Genomic DNA, 14,617 nt, shown 5'->3' with positions numbered 1-14,617 from the left:
CCACATTTCTGGCGCCAAGGAACGCGCGCCCGGAACTCATCCCGGGCAGCGCGGTCTATTGGGGTCGGCGCTCACAAGGCGCACATCTGTTTGTCGGAGGTTTTTGAATGACCACTTCATTGCAACCTGCGTATACGCTGGTTCCGGGGGCAAACCTCGAGGCCTACGTGCATGCGGTGAACAGCATTTCGCTGCTGACACCGGAGCGGGAGCGCGAACTGGCCGAAAAGCTCTACTACGATCAGGATCTCGACGCAGCGCGGGAGATGGTACTTGCCCACCTGCGCTTCGTGGTGCACATCGCACGCAGCTATTCCGGCTACGGGTTGGCCCAGGCCGACCTTATCCAGGAAGGTAACGTTGGCCTGATGAAGGCCGTCAAGCGCTTCAACCCTGAAATGGGCGTACGCCTCGTGTCCTTTGCCGTGCACTGGATCAAGGCGGAAATTCACGAATTCATCCTGCGCAACTGGCGCATCGTCAAGGTGGCTACCACCAAGGCGCAGCGCAAGCTGTTCTTCAACCTGCGCAGCCAGAAAAAACGCCTGGCCTGGCTGAACAACGACGAAGTACACCGTGTGGCGGAAAGCCTGGGCGTTGAGCCACGCGAAGTGCGGGAAATGGAAAGCCGCCTGACCGGGCAGGACATGGCGTTCGATCCGGCGGCGGAGGCGGATGACGACAGCGCGTTCCAGTCGCCTGCCAATTACCTTGAAGATCACCGTTACGACCCGGCGCGTCAGCTCGAAGACGCAGACTGGGCGGACAGTTCCACCAGCAACCTGCACGAGGCGCTGGAAGTACTGGACGAGCGCAGCCGCGACATTCTTTACCAGCGCTGGCTGGCAGAAGAGAAAGCCACGCTGCACGAGCTTGCCGCCAAGTACAACGTGTCGGCCGAACGTATCAGGCAGCTGGAAAAGAACGCGATGACCAAGCTCAAGGGCGCTATCGCCGCTTGATGCCCGGGCTTGGGCCCCTCCAGATCTGGCGGGGCCCGGCCATCCTCTTCAGATACCCTCAGGTGCCGTCAATCCGCCCACGGCGCCGACCGGGCCTTGCTCAGGTTCATCAGGTAATCACTTCCACCCAGTTGGCTCATCTGTTGGCGAATCCATGCGGCCCTTCTCAGCACATAAGGGCTGGGGCGTGCCGCGCTCCATTCCCGGGGCGCGGGCAATACCGCCGCCAGCAGGCTGGCCTGTTGCCGGGATAGATTGGCCGCACTGGTATTGAAATGGTGCCGCGCCGCTGCTTCCGCGCCAAATACCCCGTCATCCCATTCGGCGCTGTTGAGGTACACCTCAAGTATCCGCTGCTTGGGCCAGAGTACTTCGATCAGCACGGTAAACCAGGCTTCCAGGCCCTTGCGCAAATAGCTGCGCCCCGACCACAGAAAGAGGTTCTTGGACACCTGCTGGCTGAGCGTACTGGCGCCGCGGAGCGAACCGCCCCGTTCGTTATGAGTGAACGCAGCGCGGATCGCCGGAAGGTCGAACCCCCAATGGAATGGAAACTTCTGATCCTCGCCGGCAATGACCGCCACCTTGAGGTCGTCTGGCAGGGCGTCCCAGCCGCGCCAGGAGCGCTGCAGGTCAATCGGTTGCCCATCGACCCAGGATTGCACCTTGCGCTCCACCATCAACGCGGTACCCGGGGGTGGCACCCAGCGCAACACCAGTACCAATGCCGCGCTGCCAATGGCGAACCACATCAGGAAGCGGCGAATGCGCTGCAGTAGAGTACCTAGCATAGTGAGCTTGGCCCGGCCGTGAGAGCGGGCCATTATACAGGCCCTGACGCTGTCGATCCGGACGGAGCTTTCATGTTGCGCAGTTTCCTGATGCTAGCCGCATTCTTTGGCTTCACTGGCGTAGGCCTTGGCGCATTCGCCGCCCACGGTCTCAAGGGCAGGCTTTCCCCGGATTACCTGGCTATCTTCCAGACCGGGGTGCAGTATCAATTGGTCCATACGCTGGCGCTGCTGGGCGTTGCCGTGCTCGCAAACCTCTTACCGGGGCGCCTTGTTGGCTGGGCAGGCCTGTTGTTTTGCCTCGGCATCGTATTGTTTTCGGGGAGCCTTTACGCGCTCACCCTCAGCGGCGTGGCGCGCCTGGGCATCATTACGCCCTTCGGTGGCCTGGCGTTCCTGGCGGGCTGGGCGTGCCTGGGGCTTGCCGCCTGGCGCCTGGGCTGACGCGCGCGGTCGCAGGCGCCTTGGTCGGCGTGCGTGATCGGGCTAGAATGCACGCCCCACTTTTCGATGGCGCCCCACATGCGCATTCAGTTGAACGGAGACACCTTCGAGCTGCCTGACGGCGAAACCGTCGCTGGCCTGCTGGCTCGCATGGAACTGGCCGGGCGTCGTGTCGCGGTCGAACTGAACCTGGACATCGTCCCCCGTGGCGAGCATGCCAGCACGCCGCTTAAAGAAGGCGACCAGGTAGAAGTGGTGCAGGCCATCGGCGGCGGTTAGGCGCCCCGTACCTGCAGCGCGTCTACCATCTACGAGGATCACCCATGAGCACATCCCGCAGCGACAAGCCGTTCGTTCTGGCAGGCCGTACCTATCAGTCCCGCCTGCTGGTAGGTACCGGTAAATACCGTGACCTGGAAGAAACCCGGCTGGCCATCGAAGCCTCTGGCGCCGAGATCGTCACGGTAGCGGTACGGCGTACCAATATCGGCCAGAACCCGGGCGAACCGAACCTTCTGGACGTACTGCCGCCGGATCGCTACACCATCCTGCCGAACACCGCCGGTTGCTACGATGCCACCGAAGCCGTGCGCACCTGCCGCCTGGCGCGGGAACTGCTCGATGGCCACAAGTTGGTGAAGCTCGAAGTGCTGGCTGACCAGAAAACCCTCTTCCCCAACGTGATCGAAACCCTCAAGGCCGCTGAAGTGCTGGTCAAGGAAGGTTTCGACGTGATGGTGTACACCAGTGATGACCCGATCATCGCCCGCCAGCTGGCTGAAATCGGCTGCATTGCAGTGATGCCGCTCGCAGGCTTGATCGGTACTGGCCTGGGCATCTGCAACCCGTACAACCTGCAGATCATTCTGGAAGAGGCCAAGGTACCGGTGTTGGTCGACGCGGGTGTGGGCACAGCCTCGGACGCCACCATTGCCATGGAGCTGGGCTGTGAAGCCGTGCTGATGAACTCCGCCATTGCCCATGCACAGCACCCCGTACAAATGGCGGAAGCCATGAAACACGCGATCATCGCCGGCCGCTTGGCCTGGCTGGCCGGTCGCATGCCGAAAAAACTCTATGCCAGCGCCTCTTCGCCGCTGGATGGCCTGATCAAGTAAGAGCCTTCATGACTGATTCGCACTCTACCCCGGCTGATGCCGAGGGCACCCCGGCGCACCACCGCACCATCAAAAGCTTCGTGATGCGTGCCGGGCGCATGACCGAAGGGCAGCAGCGTGGCCTCGACCAGGGCGGGCCGCTGTTCATCCTGCCGCTGGCTGACGCTCCGGTCGACTTCGACAAGGTATTCGGCCGTGTTGCGCCGCGTACGCTGGAGATCGGTTTCGGCATGGGCCATTCCTTGCTGGAGATGGCCGCAGCAGCGCCTGAGCAGGACTTCATCGGCGTCGAGGTTCACCGTCCCGGCGTGGGCGCGCTGCTCAATGGTGTGCTGGGCCAGGGGCTGAGCAACGTTCGGGTATTCGATTGCGACGCGATCGAGGTGCTCAAGCGCTGCGTGGCCGATGCCAGCCTGGATCGCCTGCTGTTGTTCTTCCCCGACCCTTGGCACAAAAGCCGCCACCACAAGCGCCGAATCGTACAGCCAGCGTTCGCCGAGCTGGTGCGCAGCAAGCTCAAGCGCGGCGGCGTGCTGCATATGGCGACGGATTGGGAAGCCTATGCCGACCACATGCTTGAGGTGATGAACGCAGCGCCCGGCTACCGCAACCAGGCCAGCGACGGCCGCTGGGTAGAGCGCCCGAGCGAGCGCCCGGTGACCAAGTTCGAACGCCGCGGCGAACGGCTGGGCCATGGTGTGTGGGATCTGAAATTCGAGCGGGTGGAATAACCCTTCGAGTCACTGTAGGAGGGGTCGAAGACCCCGAACCTGGCCCAGCCATTCCCTGGCTATCGCCAGGGCCCACGGGGATTGTAGGAGGGGTCGAAGACCCCGAACGGGCTTGGCCCCACAGTTAATCCCCCTGCTGCTACTTTTTGTCAGCTACCACGCCAATCAACACCAGCACCACAAGCAGCACGGGTGCCAGGCTGTAGTTGTTGAACTGCTGCAGCCCCTTGAGCACCCACGGCGTGGCATAGATGAGCGCCGCGCCGCTGCCTACCATGCAGGCCAATGCCATGGCCGGTATGCGCAATATTCCGCCCATGCTGCCGACTTTCTGTTCGCCCCAGGCTTTGACCTGGGCGCCGAACAGCACGAGCACGCAGCCGACCAGGGCCAGGGCGATTTCCGAGAGGTTACCTCGGCACCAGCGTGACATCGTTGAAAGCAGATCCAGAAGCATGTCCATCCGGGGTCCTCAGGTCAAAAACAGTTGCAGAAGATCATTCAGGAACAGCTGGCCCCGTTCCGTCGCCGCCAGCCGCTCCGGTTCGACGCGTAACAGGCCTTTTTGTTCGGCGGCCCGGCGGCCTTCTTCCAGCGCAGCCAGCGGCAACCCGGTGCGCTCGGGAAAGAGCGCCGCAGGTACGCCCTCGGTCAACCGCAGGGCATTCATCAGAAATTCGAACGGCAACTCTTCGGGTGCCAAAACCTTTTCGCCCGCCAGGTACGGCTTGGCAAGGTTCAGGTAGTCCTTGGGCAACCGGGTTTTCCAGGTGCGTCGCACACTGCCGTCCGCGCCGGTGAGCTTGCCATGGGCGCCAGCGCCGATGCCGATGAAGTCACCGAAGCTCCAGTAATTGAGGTTGTGCCGTGCGGGGCGCCCGGGGCGGGCGTAGGCCGAGACTTCGTACTGGGCAAAGCCTGCGCTGGCCAGCAACGCCTGGCCGGCCTCCTGGATGTCCCAAAGAATGTCGTCTTCGGGCAGCTGTGGCGGCTGATTCCAGAACACCGTGTTGGGTTCGAGCGTGAGCTGATACCAGGACAGGTGCGTGGGCGCCAAAGCGATGGCTTGGCGCAAATCGTCCAATGCTTCCTCCTGGCTTTGGCCGGGCAAGCCGTGCATCAGGTCCAGGTTGAAGTTATCAAAGCCGGCCCGGCGCGCCATCTCGGCGGCCCGCAGTGCCTCATCTCCGCTATGTATACGGCCCAGCGCCTCGAGCTTGTCGGCCTGGAAGCTTTGGATGCCGATCGACAGGCGATTGATGCCCAGCTTGCGGTAGGCAACGAATTTATCCTGCTCGAACGTGCCGGGGTTCGCCTCCAGGGTGATTTCCACGTCCGGCGCCATCGGGATCCGGGCGCGCAAGCCTTCCAGCAATCGCCCGAGCGCCGCCGCACTGAACAGGCTGGGCGTGCCGCCACCGAAGAAGATGGAAGTCAGGGGGCGCCCCAGCGCAGCGGGCAGGTCGCGGTCGAAGTCGTCCAGCAGTGCGCTGACGTAGGCGTCCTCGGGCAGCTCTGGCCCGGCTGCGTGCGAGTTGAAATCGCAGTAGGGGCATTTGCGTACGCACCACGGGATGTGGATATACAACGCCAGCGGTGGCAGCTCGATCATGGGTTTCACGCAAGGCCCAGGCGCTGGCGAAGCAGGGCCATCGCCCGGGCGCGGTGGCTGATCTGGTTTTTGTCTTCAGGCGAAAGTTCGGCGCTGGAGCAGTCGCGCTCCGGTACCCAGAACAGAGGGTCGTAACCGAAGCCGTTGGCACCGCTGGCGGCAGGCAGAATGCGCCCCTGCCACAGGCCTTCGCAAAGGATAGGCAGTGGGTCATCGGCATGACGCACCAGGGCCAGCACGCACACGAACTGCGCGCCACGCTCCGCATCAGGTACCCCTTCAAGGGCAGACAGCAACTTGGCGTTGTTCGCCGCATCGCCTTGGCCATCGGCATACCGCGCTGAATAAATGCCCGGCGCGCCGCCCAGGTAATCCACCGCCAGCCCGGAGTCGTCCGCCAGGGCCGGTAACCCGGACAGGCGCGACGCATTGCGAGCCTTGAGAATGGCATTCTCAACGAAAGACAGCCCGGTTTCTTCCGGCTCGACCTGGCTGAATTCGCCCACCGAGCGCAGCTGAACGCTGCTGCCCAACATGGCCTGAAGTTCTTTGAGTTTGCCGGCGTTGTGGCTGGCAAGTACCAACTGAGTGATGTTCATCATAAATAGATAGCTGCTTGATAAGCGGCCGGCGCCGAAGCGCCGGAAATAGCGGGAGCATGCCCCGGGGTGGCCGTGGCGGCAAGCGCATCGGCCGGGCGGTTACACGGCCACGTGTTCCGGGCGCAGCTGAGGGCTGCTGACACGATAGATACCGATCTCGCCCAGCAAGTTGGGCCACAGGCGGCTGGCCCAGCCGTGACGGTGCAGGCGGTCCACGGCCAGGCGGTCGAGCACCTGGGCATCGCGCTCGCGGCACAGGTTCTCGAAGTCTTCGAAGGTGCAGAAGTGGATGTTCGGGGTGTTGTACCACGTGTAGGGCAGGAACTCCGACACCGGCATGCGGCCTTTGGTGGCCAGGTACCACCGGCACCGCCAGTGGCCGAAGTTAGGGAACGTGATGATGCATTGCCGGCCAACCCGCAGCATCTCTTCGAGGATACGGTCGGGGTATTCCACCGCCTGCAAGGCTTGCGTCATCACCACCACATCGAAGCTGTTGCTGGCGAAATTGCCCAGCCCCTTGTCCACGTTCTGCTCGACAACGTTCACGCCCTTGCGCACGCATTCATTGATGTTGCTTGGGTCGATTTCCAGGCCGTAGCCGGTCACACCCTTGTGGTCGCGCAACCATGCGAGCAACTCGCCGTTGCCGCAGCCCAGGTCGAGTACCCGGCTGCCGGCCGGTATCCATTCCTGGATAATTTCCAGATCGGCTCTCATGGGCACCTCAAATCACAATACGGTTCATGTAGCTGGAAAACGCCTGCAGGTAGCGCGGGATAGGAATCAGGAACGCATCGTGGCCCTGAGGCGCGTCGATTTCGAGGTAGGACACGTTCTTGCGCGCCGCCATCAGGGCATCGACGATCTCACGCGAGCGTGCCGGCGAGAATCGCCAGTCCGTGGTGAACGACATGATGCAGAAGTCGGCGCGGGCGTTGGCCAGGGTTTTGGCCAGGTCATCGCCGTGCGCAGCGGCAGGGTCGAAGTAGTCCAGTGCCTTGGTCATCAGCAGGTAGGTGTTGGCGTCGAAACGCCCCGAGAATTCCTCGCCCTGATAGCGCAGGTAGCTTTCCACCTGGAAGGCAACGCTGTGGAAATCGTAGGCCAGTTGGTCGTGCTTGAGCTCGCGGCCGAATTTCTCACCCATGGAATCATCCGACAGGTAGGTGATATGGCCTACCATGCGCGCCAGCATCAGCCCGCGCTTGGGGATAACGCCTTCGGCCTGGAAGTCACCACCGTGGAATTCGGGGTCGGACAAAATCGCCTGCCGGGCCACTTCGTTGAACGCGATGTTCTGGGCAGAGAGTTTAGGCGCCGAGGCAATGGCCACACAGTGACGCAGCCGCTCCGGGTAGCTGATCGACCATTGCAACGCCTGCATGCCACCCAGGCTGCCGCCCACCACGGCGGCCCATTGGCGGATGCCCAGCAGGTCGGCGAGGCGCGCCTGGCTGTTTACCCAGTCTTCCACGGTAAGCACCGGGAAGTTGGCGCCGAACGGCTTGCCGGTAGCGGGATCGATGCTGCCCGGGCCGGTAGAGCCGTTGCAGCCACCGAGATTGTTCAGGGCCACTACAAAGAAGCGGCGGGTATCAATGGGCTTGCCAGGGCCGATGGCGCTGTCCCACCAGCCGGGTTTTCGGTCCGCTTCGCTATGGTAGCCCGCAGCGTGGTGATGCCCGGAAAGGGCGTGGCAGATCAGTACGGCGTTACTGGCGTCGCTGTTGAGCTGGCCGTAGGTTTCGTAAATCAGCTCGTAGGCCGCCAGCGAGCGCCCACATGCCAACGGCAGTGGCTCGCTGAATGTCGCTAGCTGCGGTGTGACCAAACCGACGGAATCTTCGGGGAAGACTGTGGACATCGACCCTGCTCTCACTCAAATGAGGCGTAAGGATAAGGAGGGGGGGCAGAGGGGGCAAGCGCCTTCGCCGCGGCGCTTGCCCGAGCGCACCGCGGCGAAGGGGGACGATGCTTAGATCAGCGTGCGAAGGATCTGTGGCATGCCGGTCATGGCGGCCAGGTTGTTGATCACCAGCATGTCCAGCAGCTTGAGCACCATGAACGCAAGGATAGGAGAAATATCCAGACCGCCGAGGTTAGGCAGCATGCGGCGGAAGGGTGCCAGCACCGGTTCGCAGATCTGATTGACCAGTTCCGCGCCTGGGTTATGGCTGGCCGGGGCCACCCACGACAGGATCACGCTGATGATCATGGCGAAGAAGAAGATATTCAGGAACAACGCCGTCACGCCGATGATGGACCAGATCAGCAGCTGCAATGGGTTGCCCGTGGTGCCATAGGCCAGCAGCAGGGTAAGGGCCATGATCGCCATCTGGATGATGATTGCCAGCAGCAGCGACGACATGTCCAGCCCGAACAGGCTGGGCACGATCCGGCGTAGTGGACGCAGCAGTGGCTGCGTGGCGCGCACGGCGAACTGGCTAAGTGGGTTGTAGAAATCCGCCCGTACCAGTTGCAGCACGAAGCGCAGCAGAACGATCAGCAGGTAAAGGCTGCCCAGGGTTTGCAGCACGTAAATCAGTGCAGTGTTCAATCCAATCATCTAACGCTCCTTAGTGGGCGAGTTGTTCTGCCAGTTCTTTCGAGCGATGGGCTGCCGCACCCAGAGCCTGTTCCACCAATGCCTCGAAGCCGCCGGCCTGGAAGGCCTTGATCGCCGCTTCGGTGGTGCCTGCCGGAGAGGTTACCCGACGGCGCAGCTCAGCGGCATCCACATCGCTGTCGGCGGCCATGCGCGCAGCACCAACGGCTGTTTGCAGCGTGAGCCTGGCGGCGGTTTCGCGGGGCAGGCCAAGGGCTTCGCCGGCCTGGGTCATGGCTTCGATCAAGAGGAAGAAATACGCTGGGCCGCTGCCGGATACCGCCGTTACGGCGTCCAGTTGCTGTTCGCTTTCCAGCCACAGTGCCAGGCCCACGGCGCCGAGCAGCTGCTGCGCGTCACGCTTTTGTTCTTCGCTGACCTGAGCCGTTGCATACAGGCCGCTGGCCCCTTCGCGTACCAGCGCCGGGGTGTTGGGCATGCAGCGCACGATGGGGCACTCACCAAGCCAGGTGTGCAGGCTGGCGCAGGTAATGCCCGCGGCAATCGACACAACCAGTTGGCCCGGGCGCAATGCAGGGCGCAATGCCTCGCACACGGCCTTCATGGCCTGGGGTTTGACGGCGAGTACCACGATGTCGGCATTGTTCGCTGCCGCGGCGTTGTCTTCGAACGTGGCGATGCCATAGGCTGCGGCGATGCGTTCGCGGGTGTCCTGGCCTGGATCGCTGGCCGAGAGCCGGCTGGCCTCGACGCCCTCGGCGCGCAGGCCACCGATCAAGCTCGCTGCCATGTTGCCGGCGCCGATGAAGGCGATACGTGGTGTGCTCATGAAAAATTCCTGTGATCGGATAATCAGGCGGTGGGTTCAGGCTTGCTGTAGTCGCGGGCGCCGAACAGTGCGGTACCAATGCGAACCCAGGTCGCGCCTTGGCTGATCGCGGCCTCGAGGTCATCGCTCATGCCCATGGACAGGCTATCCAGCGTGCCATCGAGGCTGTCACGCAAGGTGCGCACGCGTGCGAAGGTAGCGTTCTGCTCGTCAATGCTCATGCCGGGCTCGGGAATGGCCATCAAACCGCGCAGGCGCAAGCCAGGGAGGGCGGCAACCGCGGCGGCCAGGGCGGCAAGCTCGGCGGGTTCACATCCGGCCTTGCTGGCCTCCCCGCTTATGTTCACCTGCAGGCACACGTTAAGGGGCGGAAGATGGGCAGGCCGCTGTTCGGCCAGGCGTTGGGCAACTTTCAACCGGTCTACCGAATGCACCCAGTCAAAGTGCTCGGCAATGGCCTTGGTCTTGTTGGACTGGATAGGCCCGATGAAATGCCAGGTAAGGTCCAGGTCCGCCAGTTCGGCTTGCTTGGCCAGCGCCTCCTGAAGGTAGTTTTCGCCGAAATGCCGCTGCCCTGCGGCATGAGCTTCGCGCACGGCCTGGGCGGGCTTGGTCTTGCTCACCGCCAGCAGGTTCACGCTGCCAGGCGCCCTCCCCGCGGCCTGAGTGGCGGCACCGATTCGCGCGATCACCGAGGAAAGGTTGTCTGCTATGGTGGACATTAACTTGGCGCCAGCGGCTTTAGGGGTCTGCGGCATTCTACCTGCTTGTCTGTATTTGGGGAGTCTCATGGACATTACTGAGTTGTTGGCCTTCAGCGCGAAGCAAGGTGCCTCGGATTTACACCTTTCCGCCGGGCTGCCGCCCATGATTCGCGTGGATGGCGACGTTCGCCGCATCAACCTGCCGCCGCTGGACCATAAGGCCGTGCAGGCCTTGATCTACGACATCATGAATGACAAGCAGCGCCAGGATTTCGAAGAGTTCCTGGAAACGGACTTCTCTTTCGAAGTGCCGGGGGTTGCGCGCTTTCGGGTGAACGCGTTCAACCAGAACCGTGGCGCCGGCGCGGTGTTTCGGACCATCCCCTCGAAAGTACTGAGCATGGACGACCTGGGCATGGGTGATGTGTTTCGGCGCATTACCGATGTGCCGCGGGGTCTGGTGCTGGTAACCGGGCCTACGGGCTCGGGCAAGTCCACTACATTGGCGGCAATGATCGACTACCTGAACAACAACAAGCATCACCATATTCTTACGATCGAAGACCCGATCGAGTTCGTTCATGAATCGAAGAAGTGCCTGGTGAACCAGCGTGAGGTGCATCGCGATACGCTCGGCTTCTCCCATGCGCTGCGCTCGGCACTGCGGGAAGACCCGGACGTGATCCTGGTAGGGGAGATGCGGGACCTGGAAACCATTCGGCTGGCGTTGACGGCAGCGGAAACCGGCCACCTGGTGTTCGGCACCCTGCACACCACCTCGGCCGCCAAGACCATCGACCGCGTGGTGGATGTGTTCCCGGCCGAAGAGAAGTCTATGGTGCGCTCGATGTTGTCCGAATCATTGCAGGCGGTGATCTCTCAAACCCTGCTGCGCAAGATCGGCGGGGGGCGAGTGGCGGCCCACGAGATCATGATCGGCACGCCTGCCATCCGTAACCTCATCCGGGAGGACAAGGTCGCCCAGATGTATTCGGCCATCCAGACGGGCGGATCGCTTGGCATGCAGACGCTGGACGCCTGCCTCAAGGACCTGTTGTCCAAGGGCCTGATTGCCAAGGACGCGGCTCGGGAAAAAGCCAAGAACCCTGAAAGCCTGTAAACCGTGCCCTCCGTCAGGAGGGCACGTATTCAGCGCTGGGTGATACGTAAGGTGGTAGCGGCGGGCTGCTTCGGCAACACCCGCTTGGCCACTACGTAATGAGCTTTCCAGTACGGCTTGTTCAAGGTGTCGATAGACACCGCCTTGCCACGGCGCGGGGCATGGATGAACTTGTCGTCGCCCAGGTAGATCGCGACGTGGTTCACCTGGCGGCCCTTGATGTTGAAAAACAGCAGGTCGCCGGGCTTGAGGTCTTCCCGGGCAACCTTCACCCCATGGCCGTCGGCCATGGCGTTGGAAGTTCTGGGCAGGTCAATGGCTTTTACGTCATTGAAGGCGTATTTCACCAGCCCGCTGCAGTCGAAGCCCTTGCTTGGGCTGCTGCCTCCCCATTTGTACGGGGTACCCAATACCTGAACCGCGCGGCTGAGCACGGCATTGCTCTGGCTGTTCTGCCGGGCGGACATCTGGGCAGCCGCTACCTGAGCGGAATGGATACCAGCCTTGCGCGGAGCATGGCGGGGGGCGCGGGGCGCGGATTCGGCTTCGCCAGCCTGAGCGGTGTAACCCGAAAAACTCGAAGGCAGCGGTTGCTCACGGTTGGAGGCGTAAGCGGCCAGGGGACATAAAAGGCAAACTGTCAGCCATGTCTTGATTAGTAGGTGCATTAGGCAGGGCTCGATGATGTGGCGCGCAACTTTATAACAGCTTTTTTGCCCGTTTTTGACCCGCTGGTCGATCCGGGACCGCGCCACGGCGAACCCTCAACAGGGTTTTATGTCTATGACATCCACCCAGCCCCCGGTTTAGCCGGTTTCGCTCTCGCTTTATACTGGGTTACCGCTTGTCGGGTAGCCGTCGGAAAGTCACACTTTCTTCCACAAATTTTAATAATCGAGAGCGAAGTCAGCCTCTATGAATACCTATCGACCCGAGCCCAAGCTTCAAGACACGCACAGCATTGTGTTCGGCTATGCCTTGTGGATTTTTGGCTTCACAGGGGCTCACCGCTTTTACTACGGCAAGCCGGTGACCGGCACGATCTGGCTGCTCACGCTCGGCTTGCTAGGCATCGGCTGGTTGATCGACCTGTTCCTGATCCCGGCCATGGATCGCCAGGCGGACCTGCGCTTTCATAGCGGCCCGCTGGACTACAACATCGCCTGGTTGCTGTTGACCTTTCTGGGGCTGTTCGGGGTACACCGCCTTTACCAGCGCAAATGGATCACCGCGGTGCTGTACTTCTTTACCGGGGGGCTGTTCGTGGTGGGGATCCTTTACGACTTCTGGACGCTCAACGAGCAGATCTCCTTGAAGAACCGCGAGGCGTATCGCGGCTAGCGCGTGTGTCAGGCCGGCTGCGATAATCTGCGGCTCGCCCGGGCAGTCCGAGCGCACACAGGGCAGGGTACAGGTTGAAGGCATATTTTCTTGGCTGGACGGCGCAATACGAGCGGCGCTTCATCGCGTATTTGGCCACCTCCCAGCCTGTGGAAGTATTGGCCCCTCCCAGGCTGGCCCAGCGCGTTCAGCGCAAGATCCAGTCGCTGAACAAGCGCCTGGGAGGCGTTCGAGTGAGTGATGGCTGGCTGGGGCGGGTGGTTTGCCGGCTGCGCAATACAGGCCCGGCTGATCTGCTTGTGTGCAACGAGGGGCAGGTCCGTCGCAATGTGAACCCGGCCATCGTTCGGGCGTTTCCAGGCCGCAAGGTGCTGCTGGTTCGAGATCTGGTGGACGCCGCGTTTCTGAGCGAGGTTCGCCCGCTGTTTGACGCCATCTACAGTTTCGATCAGCAGCAATGCGAAGCGCTTGGAATGCGCCCCCTCAACCAGTTCTTTCCGCTTGGCTTTACCGAAACCGGGCGCGACGTGGCAAGGTCGACCGTAACGGGCCACGTCATGAAGTGCTTTTTCCTGGGCCGCGATAAAGGACGAGCAGCCATGCTCGAAGCGCTCGCGCAGAGCCTGCGGGCCAGTGGCTGCGAGCCGGATTTCTACATAGTGCGAGACGAAACCACGAATACGGTCACGCCTTACCACGTGGCCGATGTGATGGACTATGAACAGAACCTTGCCCATGCGCAGCAAGCCGACGTGCTGGTTGAGATCAACCAGCCAGGCCAGGCCGGAGTAACCTTGCGCACCTTGGAGGCTGCTTATTTCGGTAAGAAGCTGATCACCAATAACGGTGCAGTGAAAAACCTCCCGCTCTACCATCCGAGCAACGTCTACGTGCTGAGTGACGATGGCAATGCCGATCCGCAACAGCTGCGGGCGTTCCTGCGGGCGCCGCTGGTGGCCTTGCCTGACAACGTGCTCTATCGCTACTCCCCGGACTTCATGCTCGAGCAGTTGCTGGCCGATGCTCGGGCGGCAGGGTCCAACCCAGCCACATGCTGATGCGCCAAGCTCTTTCGCAGCGTTTGCAGATCTGCCCGCTCAACCACCGAGGTGGGTAACCGGCTGTGTGTAGACAGGTTCAGCACCTGCCTGCCCGTGCCATCGAAGGCACGCTTGAGCACGCGGAAGCTGGGCAGGATGCGTACATCGAAGTAATCATTAAGCCCGCAGGGCGATCGCTTGCCTATGCGGTCGTCATAGAACCGTTGCGCCGAGCCATTGAGGTCTACGCCAACCATGAATACCTTGTCGAAACCCAGGTGATAAGCCAGTTGCAGACAGACGTAGGCCACCGTGCGCGCGTCGAAAAACCCGTAGCTCATATCCTTGCTGAAACCAATACTGCGTGACCGCTTGCTCAATATGTTGCGCGAACGTGTCGCGCGATCACGGTCGTGGCCTAGCAGGTGCTTGAATCCGGTAGTGGGTGCTTTACGTAAAGGGTAGGCAACTGCTTTCTGTTCGGGCGTCAGCCGGGCGATTTCGTCTGGCCACAGGGCAAGGTTTTCCGCTCGCGCCAGGGCGGCCTGATACAGCTCCGGTTGTTCGCGCGGGAAACCGCGGTCGGTACATACGTAGAACAGCGGCCTGATAGCAGTGTCGAGGAGGTGGGAAATCGCACCGTTCATTGTAATGATCGGAACGGTCGAAAACTCCTGCACCGGGAAATCCTGGGTTGAGGGGCCGGAAGCGAGGACAATCACCGACCCACGCATGGTATTTCTGCACGCTGAAA

19 protein-coding genes are annotated in these 14,617 nt (G+C 61.9%); 8 read left to right on the top strand and 11 right to left on the bottom strand.

Annotation, left to right across the window (positions count from 1 at the left end; genetic code table 11):
- The first annotated feature begins 107 nt into the window (after window positions 1-107).
- A complete protein-coding gene (rpoH, locus tag G7016_RS10440; RefSeq protein WP_181113726.1) occupies window positions 108-962 on the top strand; it encodes an RNA polymerase sigma factor RpoH in 855 nt (284 codons plus the stop codon).
- 68 nt (window positions 963-1,030) lie between these two features.
- Here the strand turns inward: rpoH and mtgA are convergent, their stop codons facing one another.
- A complete protein-coding gene (gene mtgA, locus G7016_RS10435; RefSeq protein ID WP_258195133.1) occupies window positions 1,031-1,786 on the bottom strand; it encodes a monofunctional biosynthetic peptidoglycan transglycosylase in 756 nt (251 codons plus the stop codon).
- Window positions 1,787-1,825: 39 nt separating this feature from the next.
- Here mtgA and G7016_RS10430 point away from each other — a divergent pair, with 39 nt between their 5' ends.
- From G7016_RS10430 to trmB, 4 genes are all read left to right on the top strand, one after another.
- Window positions 1,826-2,197 (top strand): DUF423 domain-containing protein, encoded by a 372-nt coding sequence (locus G7016_RS10430; RefSeq protein ID WP_181113724.1) that lies wholly within the window; start codon window positions 1,826-1,828, stop codon window positions 2,195-2,197.
- Window positions 2,198-2,275: 78 nt separating this feature from the next.
- A complete protein-coding gene (thiS, locus tag G7016_RS10425) occupies window positions 2,276-2,476 on the top strand; it encodes a sulfur carrier protein ThiS (protein ID WP_181113722.1) in 201 nt (66 codons plus the stop codon).
- 44 nt (window positions 2,477-2,520) lie between these two features.
- Window positions 2,521-3,315, top strand: coding sequence for a thiazole synthase (locus G7016_RS10420; RefSeq protein ID WP_181113720.1), 795 nt, complete (start codon window positions 2,521-2,523; stop codon window positions 3,313-3,315).
- Between the two features lie 8 nt (window positions 3,316-3,323).
- Complete coding sequence (gene trmB / locus G7016_RS10415) at window positions 3,324-4,046, top strand: tRNA (guanosine(46)-N7)-methyltransferase TrmB (RefSeq protein WP_181113717.1); 723 nt, start codon at window positions 3,324-3,326, stop codon at window positions 4,044-4,046.
- Window positions 4,047-4,185: 139 nt separating this feature from the next.
- Here the strand turns inward: trmB and G7016_RS10410 are convergent, their stop codons facing one another.
- The 8 genes from G7016_RS10410 to G7016_RS10375 form a co-directional block, all read right to left on the bottom strand.
- Complete coding sequence (locus G7016_RS10410; protein WP_181113715.1) at window positions 4,186-4,509, bottom strand: DUF3392 family protein; 324 nt, start codon at window positions 4,507-4,509, stop codon at window positions 4,186-4,188.
- A gap of 9 nt (window positions 4,510-4,518) precedes the next feature.
- Window positions 4,519-5,658: a radical SAM family heme chaperone HemW gene (hemW, locus tag G7016_RS10405; protein ID WP_181113979.1), complete on the bottom strand. Its 1,140-nt coding sequence runs from the start codon at window positions 5,656-5,658 to the stop codon at window positions 4,519-4,521.
- 5 nt (window positions 5,659-5,663) lie between these two features.
- Window positions 5,664-6,260, bottom strand: a complete 597-nt coding sequence (gene rdgB / locus G7016_RS10400; protein ID WP_181113712.1) for an RdgB/HAM1 family non-canonical purine NTP pyrophosphatase — start codon at window positions 6,258-6,260, stop codon at window positions 5,664-5,666.
- Window positions 6,261-6,359: 99 nt separating this feature from the next.
- The gene (gene metW, locus G7016_RS10395; protein WP_181113710.1) at window positions 6,360-6,980 is read right to left on the bottom strand and encodes a methionine biosynthesis protein MetW; all 621 of its coding nucleotides are present in this window, start codon (window positions 6,978-6,980) and stop codon (window positions 6,360-6,362) included.
- A 7-nt stretch (window positions 6,981-6,987) separates the two neighbouring features.
- Window positions 6,988-8,127, bottom strand: coding sequence for a homoserine O-succinyltransferase MetX (gene metX, locus G7016_RS10390; protein ID WP_181113708.1), 1,140 nt, complete (start codon window positions 8,125-8,127; stop codon window positions 6,988-6,990).
- Window positions 8,128-8,238: 111 nt separating this feature from the next.
- On the bottom strand, window positions 8,239-8,829 hold the full coding sequence (locus G7016_RS10385; protein ID WP_181113706.1) for a YggT family protein: 591 nt from the start codon (window positions 8,827-8,829) through the stop codon (window positions 8,239-8,241).
- 10 nt (window positions 8,830-8,839) lie between these two features.
- On the bottom strand, window positions 8,840-9,658 hold the full coding sequence (gene proC, locus G7016_RS10380; RefSeq protein WP_181113704.1) for a pyrroline-5-carboxylate reductase: 819 nt from the start codon (window positions 9,656-9,658) through the stop codon (window positions 8,840-8,842).
- Window positions 9,659-9,681: 23 nt separating this feature from the next.
- Window positions 9,682-10,380, bottom strand: a complete 699-nt coding sequence (locus tag G7016_RS10375; RefSeq protein ID WP_181113702.1) for a YggS family pyridoxal phosphate-dependent enzyme — start codon at window positions 10,378-10,380, stop codon at window positions 9,682-9,684.
- Window positions 10,381-10,447: 67 nt separating this feature from the next.
- Here G7016_RS10375 and G7016_RS10370 point away from each other — a divergent pair, with 67 nt between their 5' ends.
- On the top strand, window positions 10,448-11,482 hold the full coding sequence (locus tag G7016_RS10370; protein ID WP_181113700.1) for a type IV pilus twitching motility protein PilT: 1,035 nt from the start codon (window positions 10,448-10,450) through the stop codon (window positions 11,480-11,482).
- A gap of 29 nt (window positions 11,483-11,511) precedes the next feature.
- Here G7016_RS10370 and G7016_RS10365 read toward each other — a convergent pair whose 3' ends face one another.
- On the bottom strand, window positions 11,512-12,150 hold the full coding sequence (locus G7016_RS10365) for a C40 family peptidase (RefSeq protein ID WP_181113698.1): 639 nt from the start codon (window positions 12,148-12,150) through the stop codon (window positions 11,512-11,514).
- 247 nt (window positions 12,151-12,397) lie between these two features.
- Here G7016_RS10365 and G7016_RS10360 point away from each other — a divergent pair, with 247 nt between their 5' ends.
- Both G7016_RS10360 and G7016_RS10355 read left to right on the top strand, forming a co-directional pair.
- Complete coding sequence (locus G7016_RS10360) at window positions 12,398-12,823, top strand: TM2 domain-containing protein (protein ID WP_181113696.1); 426 nt, start codon at window positions 12,398-12,400, stop codon at window positions 12,821-12,823.
- A gap of 74 nt (window positions 12,824-12,897) precedes the next feature.
- Window positions 12,898-13,881: a hypothetical protein gene (locus tag G7016_RS10355; protein ID WP_181113694.1), complete on the top strand. Its 984-nt coding sequence runs from the start codon at window positions 12,898-12,900 to the stop codon at window positions 13,879-13,881.
- On the opposite strand, the gene G7016_RS10350 is transcribed toward G7016_RS10355, so the two are convergent.
- Window positions 13,806-14,543: a lipopolysaccharide biosynthesis protein gene (locus tag G7016_RS10350; RefSeq protein WP_181113691.1), complete on the bottom strand. Its 738-nt coding sequence runs from the start codon at window positions 14,541-14,543 to the stop codon at window positions 13,806-13,808. The genes G7016_RS10355 and G7016_RS10350 overlap by 76 nt on opposite strands.
- Between the last annotated feature and the right edge of the window lie 74 nt (window positions 14,544-14,617).

The sequence above is a fragment of the Pseudomonas japonica genome (assembly GCF_013522925.1).
GTDB lineage: Bacteria > Pseudomonadota > Gammaproteobacteria > Pseudomonadales > Pseudomonadaceae > Aquipseudomonas > Aquipseudomonas japonica_A.
Note: the sequence above shows the minus strand (reverse complement) of the source record. Positions and strands in the feature narration are given on the sequence as shown.

Coding starts and splice junctions, on each gene's coding strand:
- rpoH (WP_181113726.1), top strand. CDS start 108: ATGACCACTTCATTGCAACCTGCGTATACGCTGGTTCCGGGGGCAAAC.
- mtgA (WP_258195133.1), bottom strand. CDS start 1,786: ATGGCCCGCTCTCACGGCCGGGCCAAGCTCACTATGCTAGGTACTCTA.
- G7016_RS10430 (WP_181113724.1), top strand. CDS start 1,826: ATGTTGCGCAGTTTCCTGATGCTAGCCGCATTCTTTGGCTTCACTGGC.
- thiS (WP_181113722.1), top strand. CDS start 2,276: ATGCGCATTCAGTTGAACGGAGACACCTTCGAGCTGCCTGACGGCGAA.
- G7016_RS10420 (WP_181113720.1), top strand. CDS start 2,521: ATGAGCACATCCCGCAGCGACAAGCCGTTCGTTCTGGCAGGCCGTACC.
- trmB (WP_181113717.1), top strand. CDS start 3,324: ATGACTGATTCGCACTCTACCCCGGCTGATGCCGAGGGCACCCCGGCG.
- G7016_RS10410 (WP_181113715.1), bottom strand. CDS start 4,509: ATGGACATGCTTCTGGATCTGCTTTCAACGATGTCACGCTGGTGCCGA.
- hemW (WP_181113979.1), bottom strand. CDS start 5,658: ATGATCGAGCTGCCACCGCTGGCGTTGTATATCCACATCCCGTGGTGC.
- rdgB (WP_181113712.1), bottom strand. CDS start 6,260: ATGATGAACATCACTCAGTTGGTACTTGCCAGCCACAACGCCGGCAAA.
- metW (WP_181113710.1), bottom strand. CDS start 6,980: ATGAGAGCCGATCTGGAAATTATCCAGGAATGGATACCGGCCGGCAGC.
- metX (WP_181113708.1), bottom strand. CDS start 8,127: ATGTCCACAGTCTTCCCCGAAGATTCCGTCGGTTTGGTCACACCGCAG.
- G7016_RS10385 (WP_181113706.1), bottom strand. CDS start 8,829: ATGATTGGATTGAACACTGCACTGATTTACGTGCTGCAAACCCTGGGC.
- proC (WP_181113704.1), bottom strand. CDS start 9,658: ATGAGCACACCACGTATCGCCTTCATCGGCGCCGGCAACATGGCAGCG.
- G7016_RS10375 (WP_181113702.1), bottom strand. CDS start 10,380: ATGTCCACCATAGCAGACAACCTTTCCTCGGTGATCGCGCGAATCGGT.
- G7016_RS10370 (WP_181113700.1), top strand. CDS start 10,448: ATGGACATTACTGAGTTGTTGGCCTTCAGCGCGAAGCAAGGTGCCTCG.
- G7016_RS10365 (WP_181113698.1), bottom strand. CDS start 12,150: ATGCACCTACTAATCAAGACATGGCTGACAGTTTGCCTTTTATGTCCC.
- G7016_RS10360 (WP_181113696.1), top strand. CDS start 12,398: ATGAATACCTATCGACCCGAGCCCAAGCTTCAAGACACGCACAGCATT.